The organism is Corallococcus sp. AB011P (genome assembly GCF_003611605.1).
Lineage (GTDB): Bacteria > Myxococcota > Myxococcia > Myxococcales > Myxococcaceae > Corallococcus > Corallococcus coralloides.
The window spans coordinates 159,157-182,114 of record NZ_RAVX01000001.1; the positions used below are offsets into that span (position 1 = coordinate 159,157).

A 22,958-nucleotide genomic window follows, 5' to 3' on the forward strand; every position below is an offset into this window, starting at 1 on the left:
CGGGTTCCTTCAGGTGGGAAACACAGCGGTGCCGCGGAGCGTGCCCGGCTTCAACGCCGGAGCACGGAACCAGGACAACGGCTGGCGTCCTGACCGCCTGTCTACGCGAAACAAGGACTCGTGGATTTCCGAGGGTAGGGAGAAACCTCTTGGAGGAAACGGGTCAGTGACATTCCTGTCGCCTGCTTTGCGCGCGAGGTCCACCACGCGACAGAAGACACGGCTCTGGACGGGAACGGAACGCATCCTCCCGGAACCATACCCCGTGCGAGGCCAGGCGGGGGCCCGCCCCGAGGGATGACGCGACTTGCGCCCATGGCGGAGGGTTGCGGCCGGAGCGGATGGTCCAGGGTCTCCCAGGAGATGGGAAAACGGGGCGGTCGCCACCCGGGGGTGGTGGGTCCTGTCCCTCCCCATCTCAGGGCTTCTTCGCCTCGCGAGGCTCCCGGGCCTCCCGGGGTTCGGTGTCTCCGCGCTCCAGCTTGCGGTAGAGCGTCTTGCGGTCCACGCCCAGGATGCGCGCGGCGAGCGTGCGGCTGCCGCCCACCGCCTCCAGCACGCGGTGGATGTAGCGGCGCTCCAGCTCCTCCAGCGTCACCAGCTCCGACGGGTCCGTGTTCTCCGGCACCACGCGCGGCGTGCTGTAGTTGCGGATGCGCTCCGGCAAGTCATCCACCGTGAGCTGTTCGAAGGACGTGAGCGCCACGGCGCGCTCGATGCAGTTCTGCAACTCGCGCACGTTGCCCGGCCACCCGTAGGCCAAGAGGCGCTGCGCCGCCGCGGGGGACAGGCCCACCACCTTCTTGCCCGTGCGGGACGCGAACTGCTCCACGAAGCGCTGCGACAGCAGCAGCACGTCGTTGCCGCGCGCGCGCAGCGGGGGCAGCTCCAGGCCAATGACATTGAGCCGGTAGTAGAGGTCCTCGCGGAAGCGGTTCTCCTCCACCGCCAGCTCCAGGTCGCGGTTGGTCGCGGCGACGATGCGCGCGTCGAAGGGCGTCTCCGTGTCCCCGCCCACCGGGCGCACCACGCGCTCCTGCAACGCGCGCAGGAGCTTCGGCTGGAGCGTCATGGGCAGCTCGCCCACTTCATCCAGGAACAGCGTGCCGCCGTGGGCCTTCACGAACAGGCCCGTGCGTGACGCCTTCGCGTCGGTGAAGGCGCCCTTCGCGTGGCCGAACAGCTCGCTCTCCAGCAGCTGCTCCGGCATGGCCGCGCAGTTGATGGCCACGAAGGGCCCCTCCTTGCGCCGGCCCCGCGCGTGGAGGGCGCGCGCGGCGACCTCCTTGCCCGTGCCGCTCTCACCTGTGATCAGCACCGTGGCGTCCACGTCCGCCACCCGGTCGATGAGCGCGTACGCCTGCTTGAGCGCGGGGCTCTCTCCCACGAGCGCGCCGTCGTCCTGGCGTTGGTCCAGGGCCTGTCGCAGCCGGCGCACCTCCGCGCGCAGGGCGCGGTGTTGCACGGCGCGCTCCAGCACCAGCACCAGCGCGTCCAGGTCAATGGGCTTGGTGATGAAGTCGTAGGCGCCCGCGCGGATGGCGGCCACCGCCGTCTCCAGGCTGCCGAAGGCGGTGACGACCACCACGGGGATGTCCGGCCGGTTGAGCACGATGCGCTCGCACAGCGCCAGGCCGTCCATGCCGGGCATGCGCAGGTCGGTGAGGACGGTGTCGAAGTCCTCGGCGGCCAGCTTCTGGAGGGCTTCGTCCGCGGCGGCCACGGCCACGGGCTGGAAGCCCCGGCGCTGGAGGCCCTTCTCCACCATGGCGCGCATCTCGCGCTCGTCTTCGACAATCAGGATGCGGCCTGGCATGCGTCCTTCCCTGGCGGCAGGTAGATGGAGAAACAACTCCCACGGCCCAGCTCGCTTTTCACGTCAATCCAGCCGCCGTGGTCCCGCACCATCCCATAGGAGACGGACAACCCGAGCCCCGTTCCCTCGCCCACGTCCTTGGTGGTGAAGAAGGGCTCGAAGACGTGGGGCAGCACGTCCGCGGGAATGCCCGAGCCCTCGTCCTCCACGTCCAGCCGCACCCAGTCCTGCTCCGGGCCGCCCACGTCCGCGGGCGGCGTGGCGCGCAGCACCTGCGAGCGCACGCGCAAGGTGCCGGGCTGGTTCATCGCGTGGAGGGCGTTCATCACCAGGTTGGTGAGCACCTGCTGGAACTGCCCCGAGTCCACCTCCACGGTGAAGCCCGGGGGCACCTCCTGGGACAGCATCACGCCCTTCTTGGTGGCCATGGGCTTGAGCAGCGACAGCGTGCGCTCCGCCAGCAGGGACAAGTCCTCCGGCGCGCGGGACGGCGTGCGGCGCCGGGCGAAGTCCAACAGCTGCCGGATGATGCCGGTCATGTGCTGGGCCTGCTGGAAGATGATGCGGGCGCACTCGTTCACCTCGTCGCCCTCCGCCTCGCCGGAGGAGACCATCTTCGCGCGGCCCATGACGACGTTGAGCGGCGTGCCCAGCTCGTGCGCCACTCCGGACGCGAGCTTGCCTACCGTGGTGAGCCGGTCCGCGTGCCGCAGGTGCTCCACCGTGCGCAGGCGCGCCGCCGTCTCCACGGCCAGCCGCGCGCGTGTCTCCTCCAACTGCTCACCCATCCGGTTCATGGCCACCGCCAGCGTCGTCAGTTCGTCGCCGCGCTCGCGCCGCAGGGGCACGCGCGCGGTGAGGTCGCCCTCGCCAATCCGTCCTGCCAGGTGCACCAGTTGCTCCACGGGCTGGCCCACCAGCTTGCGGCCCATGGCCATGGCGGCCAGGAGGAAGAACAGGGAGAGCGCCGCCGTGGCGATGAAGGTGCCCACCACGGTGGTGCGCACGTGCATCTCCTGTTCGGACATGGACTCGGTGATTTCAATGGCGCCCATGCGCCGGCCCAGGAACACCGGCGTGTATGAGCGCAGCACGCCCGGGCTGGTGGTGTTGTCCATCAGCCAGCCGTCGTTGCCCGCGCGCAGGCTGAGCAGCAGGGCCGGGGGCAGCGCCGGTGCGAAGCCGGAGCCCGGTCCACCGTCCAGCCACACCCAGCGCAGCCGCACCTGCTCCTGGAAGCGGTTGGCCTGGTTGAGGAGCGTGAGCGCTTCGGCCTCACCCGCCAGCTGCCACGCCTTGCCAATGGAGCCAGCCAGCGTGTGACCGAGCAGGCGGTGGTCATGCTGCGTGTCGATTTCCGACCGGGCGAGCTCCCGGTTGACCTGGAACGCCTGGAGCCCCGCCATCACCGCGACGGCGAGCAGCACGAGGGCCAGGGTGAATTTGCGAGCGAGCTTCACGGAAGAGGCAACCCCCGGTTCGTGCGTGAGGGGGAAGGAACACACGGACCGGGGAGGTACGCTACGGGTACCGCGGGTGCTGCGTCACGACAGTGTGTGGCTAGTTGCTGCTCGAGCCTTCAACCGGAGCGGCGGGGGCCTTCTGGGAGGTGCCCTGCTTCGCCTTCTTCGCCTTGGCGCCGGCCTTCGCCTGGGCGGCGGGCGCGCTCTTGGCGGGCTTGGGGGCGGCCGCGAACGCGCCCATGGAGGCGAGAGAGAGGGACAGGCCGAGGACCAGGGCGGAAGTGCGCTTCATGGAGAGACTCCGAGTCAGACCCGCGAGGTGTGAAGTGGGGTGCGGGGCTGACCGGAGCTAGAGCATCGGTCATGCCAACACGCGCCCCCGAGTGGCGCGCTGCCAACGCGGGGCCGGATGCCCATGCATGCCCTGGGGCACATTGCCCCGACGGGGGCAGGATGCCCCGGAACCCCACGAGGCATGACGGATCCACGTCTCTCCAGGGCACGTGGCATGCGCCATGCTCCTCCGCACTCGAATGACGAACGCACCTCCGCGAGAAGAAGCAACGCACGCCGCGCGCATCCTGGTGGCCGAGGACGACGACGCGATGCGCACGATGCTCGTGCGCACGCTGATGCGCGCGGGCTACACGGTGGTGGAGGTGGAGGACGGCTTCGAGCTGGGTGACTACGTGGCGATGATGCAGGGCCACGGCGGCACGCTCGCTCCGCCGGACCTCATCGTCAGCGACGTGCGCATGCCGGGGCGCACCGGCCTGGAGGCGCTCGGGAGGCTGCGCGCCCAGGGCATCGCGTGCCCCGTGCTGCTGCTCAGCGCCTTCGCGGATGAGGAGACGCACGCGGAGGCCCTGCGGCTGGGCGCCCGGCAGCTGTTGGACAAGCCGGTGGACCTGGACGTGCTGAAGGAGGCGGTGCGCGACGCGGTGGCGCACCCCTGAACAGGCCCCTGAAGGCTCAGGCCGGAGTTCCTGCGTCGGCGGGCGGGGCCTCGGGGGCGGGCTGCCCGTTGAGCTCCGCGCGCAGCCGCTCGCGGTCCAGCTCGTTCTCCCAGCGGGACACGACGATGCTGGCGACGCCGTTGCCAATGAAGTTGGTGATCGCGCGCGCCTCGCTCATGAACCGGTCGATGCCCAGGATGAGCGCCAGCCCCGCCACGGGCACGGACGGCACCACCGCCAGCGTGGCGGCCAGGGTGATGAAGCCCGCGCCCGTCACGCCGGAGGCGCCCTTGGACGTGAGCATCGCCACGCCCAAGAGCGTGGCTGTCTGCGTGAACGTGAGGTCCACGTTGAGCGCCTGGGCCACGAACAGCGCCGCCATGGTGAGGTAGATGTTGGTGCCGTCCAGGTTGAAGGAGTAGCCGCTGGGCACCACCAGCCCCACGACGGACTTGGAGCAGCCCAGCCGCTCCAGCTTCTGCATCAGCGGCACCAGCGCGGACTCCGACGATGACGTGCCCAGCACCAGGAACAGCTCCGCGCGGATGTAGCGCAGGAACTTCAGGATGGAGAAGCCCGTCACCCGAGCGACGAGCCCCAGCACGACGACGACGAAGAGCACGCACGCCAGATAGAAGCACCCCATCAGGCGCAGCAGCGGGCCCAGGCTGGTGATGCCGTAGGCGCCCAGGGTGAAGGCCATGGACGCGCCCGCGCCAATGGGCGCCAGCTTCATCACCGTGCCAATCATGTGGAAGAAGGCCTTGGAGAGCGCCTCGAAGAGGACGACCACGGGCTTCGCCGTCGCGCCAATGGCCGTGAGCGAGAAGCCGAACAGCAGCGCCAGCAGCAGCACCTGGAGCAGGTCGCCCTCGCCGGTGAAGGCGTCCACGAAGGTGCGCGGGATGATGTGCAGCAGGAAGCCCATGGTGGACTGGTCATGCGCCTGCTGGGCGAAGCGGGCCACGGCGCTCGCGTCCAGCGTGCGCGGATCCACGTTGAAGCCGACGCCGGGCTTGAGCACCGTCACCACCAGCGCGCCGATGATGAGCGCGAACGTGGAGATGACCTCGAAGTAGAGCAGCGCCTTGCCGCCCACCCGGCCCACCTTCTTCATGTCCGCCACGTTGGCCACGCCCAGCACCACGGTCAGGAAGATGACCGGGGAGATGAGCATCTTCACCAGCGCGATGAACCCGTCGCCCAGCGGCTTGAGCTTCACCGCGGTGGACGGCGCGAAGTGGCCCAGCAGGCCGCCCGCGAAGATGGCGGCCAGCACCCAGAGGTAGAGGCGGGAGGACTTGGAGTGGCCCCCAGAGGGGGTGGAGCTGTCGGCGCTCATGGTCGTGTATTCCCCCTCAGACCGACTTCTGCTCGGCTTCGTCCTTCTCGAACAGCTGCTCCAGCTCACGGCGCGCGCGGACGATGACCTCCATGAACTTCTTCTCGTCCTTGAAGACCTTGGCGCTCTCCAGCATCAGGGCCTCGTCGTGCTCGCGGAAGCGCTCCACGGAGCGGCGGGCCTCCGCGAAGGTGAGCCCCAGCTCCTGGAGCACGTCGCCGGCCATGGTGAGGCTCGCGTCGAACGTCTCACGGATGAGATGGGTGACGCCCATGTCCAGCAGCCGGTACGCGTGCTCGCGGTTGCGCGCCCGCGCGTAGATGGTCAGGTGCGGGAAGTGCTCCTTCACCATCTGCGCGGTGCGCAGGGACGCGGCCATGTCGTCGATGGCCAGCACGAACACCTTGGCCTTCTCCGCGCGGGCGGCGCGCAAGAGGTCCAGCCGGGACGCGTCGCCGTAGAACACCTGGTTGCCGAAGCGCTGGATGAAGTCGATGTGCTCCGCGCTCGCGTCGATGGCGGTGAACCCGATGCGGCGGGCGCGCAGCAGGCGGGCCACCACCTGCCCCACGCGCCCCATGCCCGCGATGATGACCGGGTGGTCCTCCTCCGGGGACACGTCGTATTCGCGCTGCGGGCCCTTGTGCTTGAAGCGCGGCGCCACCCAGCGCTCGTGGATGGCGGACAGGAACGGCGTCACCACCATGGACAGGCCCACCACCAGCACCAGCAGGTCCGCCTGCTCGCGGTCCATCACGTGGAAGGACACGGCCAGGGAGAAGAGGACGAAGGCGAACTCACCGCCCTGCGAAATCACCACCGCCAGGCTCTCCGCGGAGCCCGGCTTCTTCAGCCCCACGCGCCCCAGTCCGTACAGCACCAGCGCCTTGAGGAACGTGAGGCCCAGCACCAGCGCCAGCACGCGCAACGGCTCGCGCGCGAGCAGCGCCAGGTTCACGGACATGCCCACGGCGATGAAGAACAGGCCCAGCAGCAGGCCCTTGAAGGGCTCGATGTCCGCCTCCAACTCGTGGCGGTACTCGGACTCCGACAGCAGCACGCCCGCGAGGAACGCGCCCAGCGCCATGGACAGGCCCACCGCGCTGACCAGCGACGCGGTGCCCACGACCACGAGCAGCGCCGTCGCGGTGAACAGCTCCTGGCTGTGCACGGACGCCACCGCGCGGAACACCGGCCGCAAGAGGTAGCGGCCCGCCACCACCACCACCAGCACCGCGCCCACGGCCTTCACGGCCATCAGCCACCCGGCCTCCGTGGCCGGCGTGTCGGACCTGCCCAGCAGCGGCAGCACGGCCAGCAGCGGGATGACGGCCAGGTCCTGGAACAGGAGGATGCCGAAGGCCAGCTGCCCGTGCTCGGTGGTGAGCTGGTTCTTCTCCCCGAGCAGTTGGAGCGCGAACGCGGTGGAGGACAGCGACAGGCCGAAGCCCGCGACGATGGCCGCGCCCCAGGACAAACCCAGCACCTTCGACACGCCCGCGAGCAAGAGGCCCGTCAGCACCACCTGCGCGCCGCCCATGCCGAACACGGAGCGGCGCAGGTTCCACAGGCGCGACGGCTGCAATTCCAGGCCAATGACAAACAGCAGCAGCACCACGCCCAGCTCCGCGGTGTGGAGGACGTTCTCCACGTCGGAGATGAGGCCCGCGCCATACGGTCCGATGGCCGCGCCCGCCGCCAGGTAGCCCAGCACGGAGCCCAGCCCCAGCTTCTTGAAGAGGGGCACGGCGACAACCGCGGCGGCCAGGAACACCAGCGCCTGATGCAGGAAGGACATAAGGCGCCTGCATGGCACGCTGAAGGCCACCTCGGCAACAGGCGTGGGGTGAGGCTCAGGCCTGCTGGGTGGGCATGAGGGTGAGCTGCTGGAAGTTGATGTGCCGCGGCAGGGCGGTGGCGAAGGCGATGATGCCCGCGACCTCCTCCGGCGACATCCAGGTGAGGGACTTCCGGGCGCTGTCCAGCCAGGCCCGAGCGCCCGGGTCGGTGTTGCCGTCGTGCAGCGCTGTGTCCACCAGCCCCGGCTCCAGGGCCATCACGCGGACGAAGCGGGGGCCCAGCTCCGCGCGCAGGTGGCGGGACAGGTGGGTGACGGCGGCCTTGGTGGCCGCGTAGACGTTGAAGTTCGGGGCCACCGTCTGCGCGACGACGGACGACACGTTGATGAGGTCCGAGCGCCCGCCCGCCTTCGCCGCCGCCAGCAGCGGCTCCACGAAGGTCTCCACGACGCGCACGGTGGCCTTCACGTTCAGGTCGATCATCCGCTCCCAGTCCTCCGTGGGATGTGCCTCCATGGGTGTGGGCCGCATGTACCCGGCGTTGTTGAGGACCAGGTCCGCGACGCCCAGCTCGCCCGCGATGGCCTTCGCGGCCTCCTTCACGGACCGCGCGTCCAGCACGTCGGTGCCCAGGGCGAGCGCCCGGCCACCTCCTTGCGTGATGGTGGAGGCGAGCGAGTCCAGCCGCTCCTTGCTGCGGGCGAGCAGGGCGACACTCGCACCGTCCCGCGCGAGTCGCAGGGCGGTGGCGGCGCCGATGCCGCTGGAGGCGCCGGTGATGACGGCGACGCGGCCGGACAGAGGCAGGGTAGGGGATGCCATGGGAGGACTCCTGCTCGCGCTTGGGAAGGGGGGCTGCTGTCGCGAGACAGGACAAGGGATAGGAAACGGGCGCTTCCGGGAGTAGGTCTGGAATCCGGATGGACTCCTGAAGAAAACTCAGGAATGGCCCTGACCCCGCTCAATGCGTTGCACCAGTTCATCGCCGTCGCGCGGCACCGCAGCTTCGCGGCAGCCGCGGCGGAGCTGGGCGTGTCCGCCTCCGCGCTGAGTCACACGGTGCGCCAGCTGGAGGAACGGCTGGGCGTGCCGCTGTTGTCGCGCACGACGCGCAGCGTGGCGGTGACGGCGGCGGGACGACGGTTGGTGGAACAGGCCGGGCCGGGCGTGGCGCAGGCGCTGGGGGCGCTCAAGGACGCGTCCGCGCGGCCCGGCGAGGTGACGGGCGCGCTGCGGCTGACCCTGCCGTCCACCGCGCTGCCCTTCGTGCTCACGCCACTGCTGGCCTCGTTCCGCGAGCGGCATCCCCAGGTGGAGCTGGACCTGGTGGTGGAGAACCGCAAGGCGGACATCGTCGCGGAGGGCTTCGACGCGGGCATCCGGCTGGAGGAGTACCTGGAGCGGGACATGGTGGCGGTGCGCATCGCGCCCCCGTTCCGCTTCATCGTGGTGGGTACTCCGGAGTACCTGGAGCGCCACGGCACGCCGGTGAAGCCGAAGGATCTGCTCCAGCACGACTGCTTCACCTACCGCTCGTCCAACACCGGCGCGCTGCTGCCGTGGGACTTGGAGAAGGGCTCGCGCACGTGGCGGCTGCCGGTGCGTGGCACCGTCACCACCAACGACGAGCGCGTCTGGCTGGGGCTGGCGGAGGCCGGACTGGGCCTGGCGTACGTGCTGGAGTCACAGGTGGAGGCGCAGCTGAAGGCGGGCACGCTGCGCCGCGTGCTGGAGGAGTACGCCGCGTCCGTGCCGGGCCTCTTCCTCTACTTCCCCAGCCGAGCGCAGGTGTCACCCGCGCTGCGCGCCTTCCTGGAGCACGCGCGCCAGGTGCTCACCCCTCCCGCGAGGAGGAAGGGGCGCTGAATCAGTGCTCGTAGGTGTCGCGCGGACGCGACATGCCGCCAGAGGCCGCGGCCTGCGGGGCGGCGACGGGCATGCCGATGTGCGCCACGGGCAGCGTGAAGGTGAAGACGCTGCCGGTGCCCAGGATGCTCTCCGCGCGGATGGAGCCGCCGTGCGCCTCCACCAGGCCCTTGGCGATGGCCAGCCCCAGGCCGGTGCCCCGGCTGGCCGCGTCGCGCGCCTGCCAGTAGCGGTCGAAGATGTGCGGCAGCGCGTCCGGCGCGATGCCATTGCCCGTGTCGCGCACGTCGAAGGACACCTCGCCGCCGCGCATCACCGCCTTCACCGCCAACGTGCCGCCCGGCGGGGTGAACTTCACGGCGTTGCCCATCAGGTTGCCCATCACCTGGAGCACGCGGCTGCGGTCGCACTTCACGCGCAGGCCCTCCGTGGGCAGGTCCGCCTCCAGGTGCAGCCCCTTGGCCTCCGCCAGCGGCCGGATGGCCTCCAGCGCCTCCGTGGCCAGCGCCACGGCGGTGTGCTCGCCCAATTCCAGCGGCAGGTGGCCCGCCTCCAGGCGGCCCCAGTCCAGCAGGTCGGAGATGAGCCGCGACATGCGCTCCGCCGCGTCGTTGATGCGCGTGGCCTGCTTCGCCACCGCCTCGCCGCCCGGCTTGCCCGCCGTGCCGCGCAGGAGCAGCGCCGCGCCCAGCTGCACCACGCCCAGCGGGTTCTTCAGGTCGTGCGACACCACCGCGAGCAGGTCCTCGCGCGCGCGCGCCGCCCGGCGGGACTCACCCACCAGCCGCGCGTTGTCGATGGCCAGGCTCGCGCGCAGGCACAGGTCCTCCGCCAGCGCCAGGTCGTCCGGGCCGTAGCGGCGGCCGGAGCCGGAGCTCACGAACGTCACCGCGCCCAGCGTGTGGCCGCGCGCGCGCAGCGGGATGATCATGTACGAGCGCGCCTGCAACGCCTCCAGCATCGCCGGGTGCGCGGGCTCCGCCGCCGCCGCGCGCAAGAGCGACTCCGTCACGGCGGGCACCAGCTCCGGCTCGCCCGTGCGCAGCACGCGCAACAGGCCCACGGGCGCGTCCTCGCGGAGCTCCGTGCGCATGGGCAGTCCCCGGGCGCGCTCCTGCTGCGTCGGATCCAGGCACGCCACCGCCGCGCGGCCCACCCACGGGCCCTGCTCCAGCGCGTCCACCAGACACCAGTCCGCCAGGTCCGGCACCGCCAGGTGCGCGAGCAGCGTGTACATGCCCTGCGGATCCGGCGGGTGCGTGAACAGCGTCGTCATCGCCTGGTACAGGAAGGAGCGGCGGCGCTCGGCGGTCTCCACCTCCGCGCGCGCGGCCTGCTCCAGCTCCAGCGCGCGCGAATAGACGGCCTCCGCTTCCGTGAGCGCCCGCGCCGTTACCAGCACGGTCGGGGACGCATCCGCGTCCGTGCCCAGCGGCGTGAGCACCAGCGCGTGCCGGCGGATGCCCTGCGCGCCCGGCCAGGGTGCCTCCACGGTGGTGGACTCCCGCAGCGTCACCACGCGGACGCGCGCGGACTCCAGCGCGGCCAATGCCTCGTGCGGCAGGCCCAGCTCGCTCCAGTGCCGGCCCGCCAGCGCGCCTGCTTCACGGCCGAGCGCCCGGGCGCCCGCGGCGCTACACGACACCAGCCGGCCCGTGCCATCCAACAGGTAGGCAGGGTCGGGGATGGCGGCGAACACCGCTTCGTAGGCCAGACCGGTTATGGGCGCGCTCATCAGGAAGAAGGGGCTGGGGGAAGGCCCGGATTGGACCCGATATTGACACTCCGTTCCAGGCCCGCCATTCCGGCCACGAACTCCCTGAAATGAATTTCACTCAACCAACACTTCAGGTGAGCCGACCCGTGGGCTACATCAGGGCCAGCAGCCGCCGCGCGATCTGCCCGAGCGGCAGGACCTCGTGCGCCAGGTTGGCGCCCACCACCACGGCGGGCATGCCGTAGACCACGGATGTCGCCTCGTCCTGGGCGATCACCCGCCCGCCCGCCTGGTGCAGGTCCCGGATGCCGTCCAGGCCGTCCTGCCCCATGCCGGTGAGCACCACCGCCAGAGCCGTCTGCCCGTAGGCGCGGGCCACGCTGCGGAACAGCCAGTTGGCGGACGGCCGGAAGCCCTGGATGGGCGCGGCGCCGGACACCTGCGCGCGGTGGTCCGTGGTGACACCCAGGTGCTTGTCGTCCGGGGCCAGGTACACGGTGCCAGGGGTGAGGGGCTCGCCGTCCTCGGCCACCTTCACGCGCAGCTTGGTGGCCGTGCCCAGCCACGTGGCCAGGCCGGAGCCGAAGCCCAGCGCGATGTGCTGCACCAGCAGGATGGGGGGCGGGGGCGTGTCCCTGCCTCCCAGGTCGGACAGGATGCGGTAGAGCGCGGCGGGGCCTCCGGTGGACGCGGCCATCGCCAGCACGGCGGGCGGGCGGGTGCCGGGCGTGGGCGTCGACTCCAGCGGGGGCTGCGGCGTGGCGGCGCGGTCCGGCCAGCGGCGCACCACCTTCACCTGGGACATGGCCTTGAGTGTGTCGCGCAGGCGGCGGCTGTCCGCTTCGAAGTCCGGCGACTCCGGGCCCACCGGCTTCTGGAGCACCGCCAACGCCCCGGCCCTCAGCGCGGCCATGGACGTCTGGATGTCGCGCTCCACCAGCGTGGACACCACCACCACCGGCGTGGGCACCTCCGTCATGATGCGGCGGGTGGCGTCCAGGCCGTCCATGCGCGGCATCTGGATGTCCATCGTCACCAGGTTCGGCTGCAGCCGCTGGCACAGCTCCACCGCCTCCAGGCCGTCCCTGGCCTCGCCCACCACGGTGAGCGCCGGGTCGGTGCGCAGGATTTCCACCAGCAGCCGCCGGGCGGTGGGTGAGTCCTCGGCCACCAGGATGCGCAACGGTTCGGTCTTCATAGCAGTCGCCTCAGGGTCTCCAGCAGACTCGTGGGGTCAAACGCGCTCTTCACGATGTACGCGCTCGCGCCGGCTTGCAGGCCGCGCGCCTTGTCCTCGGGCTTCTCACGCGACGTGACGAGCACCACCGGCACGCGTCCGAAGCGCGGAGAGGTGCGCACGGCCTCCGTCACCTGGAAGCCGTCCATGCGCGGCATCTCCACGTCCAGCACCAGCGCGTCCGCGCCGCCCGCCTGGAGCCGCTCCCACGCCTCCGCGCCGTCCGCGCACGCGGTGACGTCGTAGCCGGCGCTCTCCAGGATGCTCTGCTCCAGCATGCGCGTCGTGGGCGAGTCGTCCGCCAGCACCACGCGCCGGCGCGCCACCTGCTCCTTGGGCGTGGGGAAGAACTGGGCGGAGGGGCGTCCCCCCGCGGCCCGCACCAGCGACGCGGGGTTGAGCAGCAGCGCCATGCGCCCATCCGGCAGCACCGCCGCGGCGGCCACGTGCCGGGCCCGCTTCACGCGGCTGCCCAGCGAGCGCACCAGCGCCTCCTGCTCCGCGATGACCTCGTCCACCACCAGCGCCGCCTGCGCGGTGCCCGCGGACAGCACCACCGCGGGCGGCCGCGCCTTCGGCGGCCCCGGGGGCAGATCCAGCACGCCCGCGAGCGACGCCAGCGGAACCAGCGCCTCCGGCGTCACCCAGGACATGCGGCCCTCCACCTCGCGCACGTCGGAGGGCGACAGGCGCAACAGCCGGTCCACGCCCTCGCTGGCGAGCGCCAGCACCTGCCCGCCCACGGACACCAGCAGCACGCGCAGGGTGCTCAGGGTGAGGGGCACGTCCAGCGTGAAGCGGGTGCCCTGGCCCGCCTTGAAGGCCACCTCCACGCTGCCGCGCAGGGCCTCCACCTGGGCGCGCACCACGTCCAGGCCCACGCCCCGGCCGGACACCGCCGTCACCTTCTTCGCGGTGGACAGGCCCGGCAGGAACACGAGCCGCGCCGCGTCCTCGTCGTCCTCGGGCGCTTCCATGCCTCGGGTCCGCGCGCGCTCGCGCAGGGCCTCCAGGTCCAGGCCGCGCCCGTCGTCCTCCACCGCCACCTCCACCCGGCTGCCGCGAAGCCGCGCGGACAGCACCACGCGGCCCTCCTCCGGCTTGCCGTGGCGCACGCGCTCCTCCGGCGACTCCAGGCCGTGCGCCACCGCGTTGCGCACCAGATGCAGTAGAGGTTCGCGCAGGGACTGCAAGAGCGAGCGGTCCAGGTCCAGCCCGCCGCCGTGCACCTCCATGCGCACGCGCCGGCCCAGGCCGTGCGCCACGTCGCGCGCGGCGCGCTCCAGTCCGGTGCAGCCCTCCTCGAAGGGGAGCATGCGCGCGCGGCGCACCTCATCATCCAGGCCGGTGGAGGACTGGAACAGCGCGCGGCGGTCCTGCGCCAGCACGCGCGCCACCCGCGCCAGCTCCAGCTCCACGCGGCGCAGCGTCGTCTCGGACGGCGTGCCGCGCACCCGCTCGCGCAGCCCCATCACGTCGTCGCGCAGCGCCTCCAGGGATTCGGCGTGGCCCTCCAGGCGCAGCATCGCCACGCGCAACTCACCGCTGCGGCCCAGGAGCGCGTCCAGCTTCTGCCCGGACACGCGCACCGGCAGCGTCTCCCCGCTGGCCTGCGAGGGGACGGAGAGCTCCGGCTCGGCCTCCGCGGGCTTCTCATGGGGAGCAGGGGCGGGCGGCGCCGGCTTCGGCGCGGGCACGGGAGTCTGGGTGGGCGTGCCGTGCGCGGCCTGCTCCAACTGGGGCAGCAGCGCTTCCAGCGGCGAGCCGGACAGGTCCTGGCGCGCGGCCAGGCGGCGGCCCGCGTCGTCCAGCGCGTCCACCGTGGCGAAGCACAGCTCGAAGAGGTCCGGCGAGGGCGCGCGCCCGTGGATGAGCGGCTCCAGCACCTCCTCCATGCGGTGGCAGGCGTTCTCCACCATGCTGGCGCTGGCCGCGCGCGACGCACCCTTCACGCTGTGCAGCGTCCGCAAGATGCCCGGGACGAGCTCCTTCGCGCGCGCCGGGGCCTGCTCCAGCGCGAGCAGGTCCCGGTTGAGGGACACGACGTGCCCCTCCAGCTCCTCCAGGAACGAGTCCAGCAGTGCCTGCGCCAGCCTGTCGCGATCCATGGGTTAGCGCCCGAACTCCCCGAGCAGCCCCTTCAGCTTCTGGCCCATGGCGTTGATGTCCTGCATCGCGCGCTCCGTCTGCCGCGACGAGATGAGCCCCTGCTGCGTGGCCTGGTTCACGTCGTGCATCGCCTGGCGGATCTGCCCGATGCCGGTGGCCTGCTGGTTGGCGGACGCGGCGATTTGCGCGGCCGTGAGCGACGCCTGCGTGAGCAGGTCCGCCAGCTGCTGGATGGTGGTGCCCGCCTCCGTGACGACGCGGGTGGCGGCGGACACGCTCTTGGTGCCCTCCTCCGTGGTCATCACCGCGCCGTGGGTGGCCTTCTGGATCTGCCCGAGAATCTGCCGCACCTGCGCGGTGGCCTTCTTGGACTGATCCGCCAGGGCCTTCACCTCGGAGGCGACGACGGCGAAGCCGCGGCCGTGCTCGCCCGCGCGGCTCGCTTCAATGGACGCGTTGAGCGCGAGCATGTGCGTCTGCTCGGAGATGTCGTTGACGGTGGTGATGATGTCGCCAATGGCCTGGGCCTGCTCGGCCAGGGCGAGGATGCGCGACGCGATGGACTCCACCTGTTCGCGCACGGCGCCCATGGAGGACACCGCCTCCTCCACGGCGCGGCGGCCGGAGCGGCCCACCTCTTCCGAGTGACGGGCGGACTCGCTCACGGCGCGGGCGCGCCCGGCGGCCTCCTCCGACGTCTTGGTGATCTCCTCGATGGTGCTCACCGTCTCCGTGACGGCGGTGCCCTGCTCCTGGGCGCCGGCCACCTGTTCGGTGGTGCTGGCGAGGATTTCGGAGGACGCGCCGGCCAGCTGGTTGACGAACTCCGCCACGGTCTTGAGGGTGTGCTCGCGCTGCTCGGACTGCTTCGCCAGCTGGACTTCCGCCTGCTGGCGGCGCTCCGCCATGGCGTTGAAGGCGCCGGCCAGGTCGGCCATCTCGTCCTTGCCGCGCACGTCGATGCGGTGGGTGAGGTCGCCCTTGCCCAGTTGCTCCGCGCCGAAGGTGAGCTTGCGCAGGGGGTCGGTGATGCCGCGGGTGATGACGAAGCTGCCCACGCCCACGATGGCCAGGCCCAGCAGGGTGCCCAGCGCCAGCACCCAGACGCTGCGCTGCGCGGCCTGGGTGGCGGCGTCGGAGTAGAGCTTCCAGCGCTCCTCCTCCGTGTCGCGCATCTCGAAGATGAGCTCCCGGATGGTCTCCATTTCCTTCTGGCCGCGGTTGGTCTTCACGATGGCCTGGGCCGCCTCGAAGCCCTGCTCACGGCGGACGCGGATGGTGTCGGCCAGCTCGTCCAGCTTGTTCAGGACCAGGGGCTCCAGCTTCACGAAGCGGGTGCGCTGATCCGGGTAGCGGGCCATCGCCGGGCGCAGGGCGTCCAGGTCCGCTCGCAGCTCGGCCATGGCGTTCTGGTACGGGCGCAGGTAGGTCTCCTCACCGGTGAGGATGAAGCCGCGCTGGCCGGTCTCCGCGTCCACGACGAGCGCGCGCACCTCGCGCAGCAGCTTGTAGTTGTTGTGGGCCTCCAGCAGGCCCTCGGTGGTGGTGGTGAGCTGCTGGGCGCCCTGGAAGGCCACGCCAGCGATGATCAGCAGGACCAGCAGGGACAGCCCGAAGCCCAGCGCGATGCGATTCCCGATGCTCATGCGACTCCTTCTTCGGAAAGCTCGAACACGAGACGCTCGTCGGCGAGGAGGGCCTCTCCCTCCAGGACGAGCGTGCCGTCGGGGCTGACGCCGGACACCAGCGCGCCCGCTTCCTCTTCCAGGGAGGGGGGCGCGGGCAACAGCTCCGTGACCGTCAGCACCGCCACCTCCATCACCTCATCCGTGCGCACGCCCAGCTCCGCGCGGGCCGTGCCCACCACCAGCACGGGGCCGGTGCCCTGCGCCGCGGGCCGGCCGAACAGCGGGGCCAGCTCCACCACGGGCAGCACTTCTCCGCGCAAGAGCGTCAGGCCGCGCAAGAGCGGCGGCGCGCCCGGCAGCAGGGTGAGCTCCGGCGCGCGCATGACCTCCAGGATGAAGCGCGACTCCAGTGCATACGTCTGGCCCGCGGCCCGGAAGCGCACCATCTCCCGCTGGCTGCCGGGCAGCACGGGGACCTCCGCCGGGCGGGCCAGGGAGAGGGCGCGCGCGTCGAGCGCGGCGAGGGCCGCCTCGTCGGTGAAGGAGTCGCGCGCCTCGGTGGCGCGCTCCAGCGCTTCCAGCCGGGCCCGGGCCTTGTCCCAGTCGATGTTTCCCTCGCGCTTCGGCATCCGCTCGCCTCTTTAGCCTTCAGTGCGCTCCAGGCGCCGCGACTCCGCGCGGGCCACGTCCGCCAGCGCTCCGGCCCGCTCACCTTCCGCCAGCGGCACCAGCGCCTCTGGCGACAGCTTCCGGCACAGCCCCTCCGCCTCGCGGTAGGCCCGGGCGGCGGCGGCGGACTGGTCCTGCCGGCGCAGCACATGGCCCAGGAGCAGGTGGCCCACCGCGAGCCCCGGCTCCAGGTAGAGCGCCTGCCGGGCGGACCTCTCCGCGTCGGACAGCCGCGCCTGCCCCAGGAGCAGCAGGGCCTCCAGATACCGCAGACCGGCGACCAGTGGGTGACGAACCGCGGCCTCCTCGCAAGCGAACAGCGCCGCGCGCGGATCCAGGTTGGCCAGTGCACGAACCGCGGCCAGGGCGCCTTCCGGGTCGGCCGATTGGGCCCCCGCCCGCCGGGCGGCCTCGCGCCAGTCGCCGCGAGCCAGCGCCACCCGCACGGCCTCCAGGGCCTCCACGCTGAGCGTGAAGCGGGTGCGGGTCCCGGACGTGGACGCATCACCGGTGCGAGCGGCCGGAGTCCCCGGAGCGGGAGCGCCGCCGTAGGAGCCGGGACCCGGAGCAGGCGTGCCGGTCCCGGACGTCCACGGTGGGGAGCCCCCCGCGGTCGCTCCATCCGCTCCAGCGGTCGAGGACAACCCGGCGGCGGGCAGTCCCGTCACGGCGCCTCCCGCCGGAGACGGCCGGGCCCCCGGCGACGCCGATGCGCCCGGGGCCGCCGCGGGGAACACCCCGGCTCCGGGACGTCCGCCAGAGGCCGCACCCGGCGTGCCCGCGGTGAAGGGCGTGCCATCCGCGCGCAGTGGCGCCAGGGGCTGGAGCGGGACGAAGTGCCCGGCGTTCGAGCCGGCCAGGGGCTTGCGGTACAGCACGCCCCACTCCGTGAGGACGGGCTCGAGCGGCGCGTAGTCCCCCAGCGGCGGATCCGACGGCCCCGTGAACAGGTACCCGCCGTCGTCCAGCGACGCATGGAGTCTGCGCGCCACGCCCTCGATGGTGGCGCGGTTGAAGTAGATGAGGACGTTGCGGCAGAAGATGACGTCCAGCTGCCAGAGGCCGCTCTCCGCCGAGGGCCACGTCTCCAGCGCCAGGTTGAGGTAGCCCAGCTGCACGTGGCGCTTCACGTCCTGCGACAGCCAGTAGAAGCGGCCCTCCTGCTTGAGGTGGGGACGCATGCGGTCCGCGGAGGGACCGCGCAGGGACCAGTCCGTGTAGCGGGCCTGCTGGGCGCGCTGGAGCGCCGTGCGCGACACGTCCGTCGCGCGCACCGTCATGTGGTCCTCCCAGCCCTCGGCCATCAGCAGCGCGGCGATGGAGTAGGGCTCCTCGCCGGAGGAGCACGCCGCGCTCCACGCGCGCACCAGGTGTTCCTGCCCCCGGCGCTCGCGCAGCTCCGGCAGCACCACGCGGCGCAGGTGGTCGAAGTGCTCGTGGGTGCGGAAGAAGTACGTCTCCCCGATGGTGAGCTCGGTGAGCAGGTCGTCCAGGAGCGCGTTGTCGAACGACACCGCGCGCAGGTAGACCTCCACGTTGTCCTGGTTGGCGCGGGCCATGGCGCGCTGGATGCCTTCCAGCGCGGCGGCCAGGCAGCTGGGCGCGGCGAGCCCCGCGCGCTCCTCCACCAGGGCGAGCACCTCCTTGAATCCCGGGGGGAGGACGCCGCCAATCAAGCAGGCTCCGGAAGCACTCCGAGCGCGGTGTCGAGTTGCAGGGCCTCCGCCTCGGAGAGGAAGGAGCGCAGGTCGTGCACGAGCACGAGCCCGTCCGAAAGCTTCGCGGCCCCGGCCACGTACCCCACGCCCGGCAGCTCCCGCGGAGACGGGTCCCACTCCTCGGGGGTGACGACGTGCAGCCCTTCGGCCCGGTCCACGCGCATCGCCACCAGCCGTCCACCGGTGGAGGCGACGATGAAGTGGTCCATGGGGGACAGGGCGCGAGCGGGGTGGCGGAAGCGGCGGCGCAGGTCCAGCACGGGCAGCAGCTCGCCGCGCAGGTTGAGCAGGCCCGCCACCACGTCGGGGGCCCGGGGCAGGGGCGTGAGGCGCGCGGCGCGCACCAACTCGCGCACATCCTCCACGGGCAGGCCGTAGCGCTGCCGCTCCAGGGTGAACAGCAGGACTTCCTGTGGGCGGGCCTCCGAGGGGGGATTCATGGATGCGCGTCGCAGGCTACAGGAGGCAGGGCACCCTGGGGATTCAGGATGTAGGCCCGTCTTCCAGAGAACGCTCCCGGGGAAGGGAGCGGGTCCGGCCTGGAGCCAACGTTCGGCGGAGCGCCCGGAGTCCCGGACGGAAACGCTTTTTCGTGCGGGCCGTCCTCAGGGGACAGTCGCCAGGCGGCATGGGGCCGGGCATCGTGAGGCACATGGTTCAGCACGTCATCGTCGTGGGCGCGGGCCCGGGAGGCCTGACGGCCGCCATCAACCTCGCGGGGCAGGGCTTCCGGGTCACCGTGGTGGAGAAGGACGCGGTGCCCGGTGGCCGGATGAAGGGCCTCACGCTGGGTCGGGACGGCGAGTACGCGGTGGACACGGGCCCGTCCATCCTCCAACTGCCCGGCATCCTGAAGCAGATCTTCTGGCGCGCGGGGAAGCAGTTGGAGGACTACGTCACGCTGGTGCCGGTGGACCCGAACACGCGCGTGCACTTCTGGGACGGCACGCACCTGGACACGCGGCGGGACCTGGAGCGGATGGGCCAGGACCTGGAGAAGTTCGGCGCGGGGAAGGGGCGTGCGCTCCAGGAGTGGATGGAGGACGGGAGGCGGAAGTACGCGCTCGCGTACGAGAAGTTCATCTGCACGAACGCGGGCAGCCTGGACTACTACGCGCCCTGGCGGCTCGCGCCCACGCTGCGCTTCAAGCCGTGGCAGACGCTCTACCGGCAGCTGGATTCGTTCTTCCACGACGACCGGATGACGTACGCGCTGGCGTATCCGTCGAAGTACCTGGGGCTGCACCCGACGACGTGCTCCTCGGTGTTCAGCGTGATTCCGTTCATCGAGCTGTGCTTCGGCGTGTGGCACGTGCAGGGCGGTTTCCGGGAGCTGTCACGAGGAATGATGAAGTGCGCCCAGGACCTGGGCGTGACGTTCCGGATGGGCACGGCGGTGGAGCGGGTGCGCACGGAGGCCGGGCGCGCGGTGGGGGTGAAGCTCGCGAGCGGCGAGGTGTTGGACGCGGACGCGGTGGTGGTGAACGCGGACCTGGCGTACGCGGCGCAGAAGCTGTTGGCGCCGGAGCTGCGGGAGGGCTCGAGGCTGTCGGACGGAGCGTTGGAGCGGGCGAAGTATTCGTGCAGCACGTTCATGGCGTACTACGGGTTGGACACGACGTACGCGGACCTGCCGCACCACCTCATCTACCTGTCGGAGAGTGCGAGGCGCACGGACAAGGACGCGCTGGAGGACCGCACGGTGGACGTGGAGGATCCGCCCTTCTACGTGTGCAACCCGGGAGTGACGGACGGCACGGGAGCACCGAAGGGGCACTCCACGCTGTACGTGCTGGTGCCCACGCCCAACACGGCGCGCCCGGTGGACTGGGCGAAGACGGAAGCGACGCTGCGCGAGCGCATCCCGAAGATGCTGGAGAAGGTGGGCATCAAGGGATTGCGAGAGCACGTGAAGGCGGAGCGCTACTTCACGGCGGAGACGTGGAGGGACGACTTCAACGTGTTCCGGGGAGCGGTGTTCAACCTGTCTCACACCTGGATGCAATTGGGTCCGCTGCGGCCCCGCGTGAAGAACGCGCAGGTGGAGGGGCTGTACTTCGTGGGCGGAGGGACGCACCCGGGCAGCGGGCTGTTGACCATCATGGAGAGCGCGAACATCGCGGCGGACTACCTCACGCGCGAGGCGGGCAAGGGGCCGCTGAAGGGCTGGCCGTACGTGCCGCCGATGGAGGACGCCGGAGAACAGGCGCCGCTCCGCATGGCGCGGAGCGGCTGAAGGGCACGCGTCGGGTCATCCCCTGTCAGACCTCCCCGCTAGGTTCGGCGACATCGTCGAACCAAGGGGGACATCATGGGGCTGGATTGGAAGACCTTGTTGTGTGACACGCGGATCCGCGAGGCCGAGGGCGGACGGGCCTCTGCCTCGCTGGAGGACGATGGCCGGTCCGAGTTCGATCGGGACTATGACCGGACCGTCTTCTCCACTCCGGTCCGGCGCCTCAAGGACAAGACCCAGGTGTTTCCGCTGGAGCCGAACGACGCGGTCCGGACGCGCCTGACGCATTCGATGGAGGTCTCGACGCTGGCCCGGGGACTCGCGCGTGGCGCGGCCCGCTGGATGTTGCGCGAGGGCCACCTCGATTCCAGCCAGCAGGTGCTCGACATCGAAGCCATCGCGGCGACGTGCGGTCTCATTCACGACCTGGGAAATCCCCCGTTCGGCCATGCGGGCGAAGAGGCCATCGGCAGTTGGTTCCGGACGCACTTCGGAGCAGAGGGGCAGGGGCTCCTTCATGAGGCGGACACCGCCACCGTTCGTGCCGGGCAGCTCCGGAGTGATTTCTTGCGGTTCGAGGGAAACGCCCAGACGCTGCGCATCGTGTCGCGCCTTCAACTGCTCGCGGATTCCTACGGGCTGAACCTGACGGTGGGCACGCTGTCGGCCGCGATGAAATACACGGCGGCCTCGGATGAGACGTCCGACACCGGTCCCGCCGACAGGAAGAAGCCCGGTTATTTCGCCTCGGAGCAGCGCCTCGTGGACAGGGTCCGGTCGCTCACCGGAACCGGGATCGCGCGCAACCCCATCGCGTACCTCGTCGAGGCCTGTGACGACATGGTCTACGCGACCGTGGACATCGAGGACGGGGTCAAGAAGGGCATCGTGAGCTGGCCGGAGGTCGAAGCCTTCCTGGAGAAGCACGACGACTCCGGCATGGCGAAGACCGTCCTCAAGAGCGTCCATGACTACATCGAGAATGCGGACACGCCGCTGGAGGGGCGGGCGCGGGACGAGGCCCTCGCGCAGCACTTCCGGACGATGGTCATTGGTCACGCCAAGCGGGAAATCCTCGCGGCCTTCCAGCGGCATTACGCGCGGCTCATGCAGGGAGAGGCGCTGGAGCAGGGAGACCTCATCGGTGCCAGTGGGGCGTCCCGGCTCATCGAGGTGTGCAAGCGCTTCGGGCGCGAGCGCGTCTACAACGCCCCGGAGACGCTCCGGCTGGAGACCCTGGGCCGCCGGGTCATCCATGGGTTGATGGACATCTTCTGGGAGGGGGCCCATGGATGTCCGGTCCCCATGGACACCGCGGGCAAGGACTGGAAGAAGTTCAACAAGAGCCCTGAAGGCAAGGTCTACAACCTGCTGTCGAGGAACTACCGGACCGCGTTCGAGTCCGCCTGCGAGAACTCGAGCCTTCCTCCGCTGTACCATCGCATCCAGTTGGTGACCGACTACGTCTGTGGAATGACAGACACCTTCGCTTGCAGCCTCCATGCGCAGCTCACCCACGGATAGCGCCATCCTCCACGACCCGCGGCGGGTCCTGCGCAAGCGTCTGAGCGACTTCGTCACCCGTGTGCCGCATCCGTGGCACGGCGCGATGCGGACGCTCCTGGACGTCTTCCGGAAGCATGACTGGCAGGTCTTCGTCTTCGGCGGCACGCTGCGGGACCTGCTGGCCGTGTCGGCGACGGCGGCGCCCCGGGACGTGGACCTGGTCGTGGCGGGGGCGACGGGGGATACGCTCCGGGAGGCGTTCGCTCGGGAGTTGGTCCGGGTCAACCGATTCGGGGGGCTGCGCCTCCAGGTCCAGAAACTGCCGGTGGACATCTGGACCCTGGAGTCCACGTGGGCCTTCCAGCAGAGGCTCGTTCCCGGAGGGGACTTCGCGCACCTGCCGAGGACGACCTTCCTCAATGTGGAGGCCGTCACAGCGGAGCTGGACACCCGGAAGGGGCGTGCTCGTCAGGTGTACGGAGACGCTTTCTTCCGTGCGGTGCGCGAGCAGGTGCTCGACATCAACCTGGAGGAGAACCCCTACGAGGGCCTCTGTGTGGTCCGGTCCCTGCTCACGGCGAGGAAGCTCCACTACGCACTGGGACCCCGGCTCGCGCGCTACGTTGCCCATCATGGCTCCCGCATCGATGCGGCGGAGCTGGAGGCCATTCAGCTCTCCCATTACGGGCGCATCCGTCTCGACCGGGACCAGTTGATGCGCCTGATCCGGATCGTGAGTGGGAAGGTGACGGCCACGCGGCCGAGGCCCGTCGAGCTTCCCCGGATGCGTCAGCTCGAATGGAAGCTGCCGCGTCCCCAGCAACTCGACTGGCACTCCCGGGAGTGGAGGTCCACGTCCCGGGAAGAGCCCACCTTGCAGAGCACCGGCTGACCCT

Annotated in this window: 18 protein-coding genes; 5 read left to right on the forward strand and 13 right to left on the reverse strand. The window is 71.0% G+C overall.

Annotated elements, in window-relative coordinates; translation table 11 throughout:
- Nucleotides 1-418: 418 nt before the first annotated feature.
- From D7X30_RS00700 to D7X30_RS00710, 3 genes are all read right to left on the reverse strand, one after another.
- Nucleotides 419-1,816 (reverse strand): sigma-54 dependent transcriptional regulator, encoded by a 1,398-nt coding sequence (locus D7X30_RS00700; protein ID WP_120560900.1) that lies wholly within the window; start codon nt 1,814-1,816, stop codon nt 419-421.
- Complete coding sequence (locus tag D7X30_RS00705; RefSeq protein ID WP_120560901.1) at nt 1,798-3,276, reverse strand: sensor histidine kinase; 1,479 nt, start codon at nt 3,274-3,276, stop codon at nt 1,798-1,800. The genes D7X30_RS00700 and D7X30_RS00705 overlap by 19 nt, the downstream gene beginning before the upstream one ends.
- 100 nt (nt 3,277-3,376) lie before the next feature.
- Nucleotides 3,377-3,571 carry a hypothetical protein gene (locus D7X30_RS00710; protein ID WP_120560902.1) on the reverse strand — a complete coding sequence of 65 codons (195 nt, stop codon included), beginning with the start codon at nt 3,569-3,571 and terminating at the stop codon, nt 3,377-3,379.
- Between the two features lie 241 nt (nt 3,572-3,812).
- Between D7X30_RS00710 and D7X30_RS00715 the strand changes: the two genes are divergently transcribed.
- Nucleotides 3,813-4,235: a response regulator gene (locus tag D7X30_RS00715; protein WP_233591295.1), complete on the forward strand. Its 423-nt coding sequence runs from the start codon at nt 3,813-3,815 to the stop codon at nt 4,233-4,235.
- 16 nt (nt 4,236-4,251) lie between these two features.
- Here D7X30_RS00715 and dctA read toward each other — a convergent pair whose 3' ends face one another.
- The 3 genes from dctA to D7X30_RS00730 are packed head-to-tail and all read right to left on the reverse strand — an operon-like array spanning nt 4,252 to nt 8,198.
- Nucleotides 4,252-5,577, reverse strand: a complete 1,326-nt coding sequence (gene dctA, locus D7X30_RS00720; protein WP_120560904.1) for a C4-dicarboxylate transporter DctA — start codon at nt 5,575-5,577, stop codon at nt 4,252-4,254.
- Between the two features lie 16 nt (nt 5,578-5,593).
- Nucleotides 5,594-7,375: a monovalent cation:proton antiporter-2 (CPA2) family protein gene (locus D7X30_RS00725; RefSeq protein WP_120560905.1), complete on the reverse strand. Its 1,782-nt coding sequence runs from the start codon at nt 7,373-7,375 to the stop codon at nt 5,594-5,596.
- Nucleotides 7,376-7,430: 55 nt separating this feature from the next.
- Nucleotides 7,431-8,198: an SDR family oxidoreductase gene (locus D7X30_RS00730; RefSeq protein ID WP_120560906.1), complete on the reverse strand. Its 768-nt coding sequence runs from the start codon at nt 8,196-8,198 to the stop codon at nt 7,431-7,433.
- Nucleotides 8,199-8,321: 123 nt separating this feature from the next.
- On the opposite strand from D7X30_RS00730, the gene D7X30_RS00735 reads away from it, so the two are divergent.
- On the forward strand, nt 8,322-9,242 hold the full coding sequence (locus D7X30_RS00735) for a LysR family transcriptional regulator (protein WP_120560907.1): 921 nt from the start codon (nt 8,322-8,324) through the stop codon (nt 9,240-9,242).
- Between the two features lies 1 nt (nt 9,243).
- On the opposite strand, the gene D7X30_RS00740 is transcribed toward D7X30_RS00735, so the two are convergent.
- The 7 genes from D7X30_RS00740 to D7X30_RS00770 form a co-directional block, all read right to left on the reverse strand.
- Nucleotides 9,244-10,977: an ATP-binding protein gene (locus D7X30_RS00740; protein WP_120560908.1), complete on the reverse strand. Its 1,734-nt coding sequence runs from the start codon at nt 10,975-10,977 to the stop codon at nt 9,244-9,246.
- Between the two features lie 133 nt (nt 10,978-11,110).
- The gene (gene cheB, locus D7X30_RS00745) at nt 11,111-12,157 is read right to left on the reverse strand and encodes a chemotaxis-specific protein-glutamate methyltransferase CheB (RefSeq protein WP_120560909.1); all 1,047 of its coding nucleotides are present in this window, start codon (nt 12,155-12,157) and stop codon (nt 11,111-11,113) included.
- On the reverse strand, nt 12,154-14,304 hold the full coding sequence (locus D7X30_RS00750) for a response regulator (RefSeq protein ID WP_120560910.1): 2,151 nt from the start codon (nt 14,302-14,304) through the stop codon (nt 12,154-12,156). Before D7X30_RS00750 ends, cheB begins: the two co-directional genes overlap by 4 nt.
- A 3-nt stretch (nt 14,305-14,307) precedes the next feature.
- On the reverse strand, nt 14,308-15,951 hold the full coding sequence (locus tag D7X30_RS00755; RefSeq protein WP_120560911.1) for a methyl-accepting chemotaxis protein: 1,644 nt from the start codon (nt 15,949-15,951) through the stop codon (nt 14,308-14,310).
- Nucleotides 15,948-16,562 carry a chemotaxis protein CheW gene (locus D7X30_RS00760; RefSeq protein WP_120560912.1) on the reverse strand — a complete coding sequence of 205 codons (615 nt, stop codon included), beginning with the start codon at nt 16,560-16,562 and terminating at the stop codon, nt 15,948-15,950. The genes D7X30_RS00755 and D7X30_RS00760 overlap by 4 nt, the downstream gene beginning before the upstream one ends.
- Nucleotides 16,563-16,574: 12 nt before the next feature.
- Nucleotides 16,575-18,278, reverse strand: coding sequence for a protein-glutamate O-methyltransferase CheR (locus D7X30_RS00765; protein WP_120560913.1), 1,704 nt, complete (start codon nt 18,276-18,278; stop codon nt 16,575-16,577).
- Nucleotides 18,275-18,760, reverse strand: a complete 486-nt coding sequence (locus D7X30_RS00770) for a chemotaxis protein CheW (RefSeq protein ID WP_120560914.1) — start codon at nt 18,758-18,760, stop codon at nt 18,275-18,277. Before D7X30_RS00770 ends, D7X30_RS00765 begins: the two co-directional genes overlap by 4 nt.
- Before the next feature lie 212 nt (nt 18,761-18,972).
- Here D7X30_RS00770 and D7X30_RS00775 point away from each other — a divergent pair, with 212 nt between their 5' ends.
- The 3 genes from D7X30_RS00775 (at nt 18,973) to D7X30_RS41845 (ending at nt 22,954) form a co-directional block, all read left to right on the forward strand.
- Entirely contained in the window at nt 18,973-20,556 is a 1,584-nt protein-coding gene (locus D7X30_RS00775; RefSeq protein ID WP_120560915.1) for an NAD(P)/FAD-dependent oxidoreductase, read from the forward strand.
- A 75-nt stretch (nt 20,557-20,631) separates the two neighbouring features.
- Nucleotides 20,632-22,080 carry a dGTP triphosphohydrolase gene (gene dgt, locus D7X30_RS00780; protein WP_120560916.1) on the forward strand — a complete coding sequence of 483 codons (1,449 nt, stop codon included), beginning with the start codon at nt 20,632-20,634 and terminating at the stop codon, nt 22,078-22,080.
- Nucleotides 22,058-22,954, forward strand: a complete 897-nt coding sequence (locus D7X30_RS41845; protein WP_158619175.1) for a hypothetical protein — start codon at nt 22,058-22,060, stop codon at nt 22,952-22,954. Before dgt ends, D7X30_RS41845 begins: the two co-directional genes overlap by 23 nt.
- Nucleotides 22,955-22,958 lie beyond the last annotated feature (4 nt).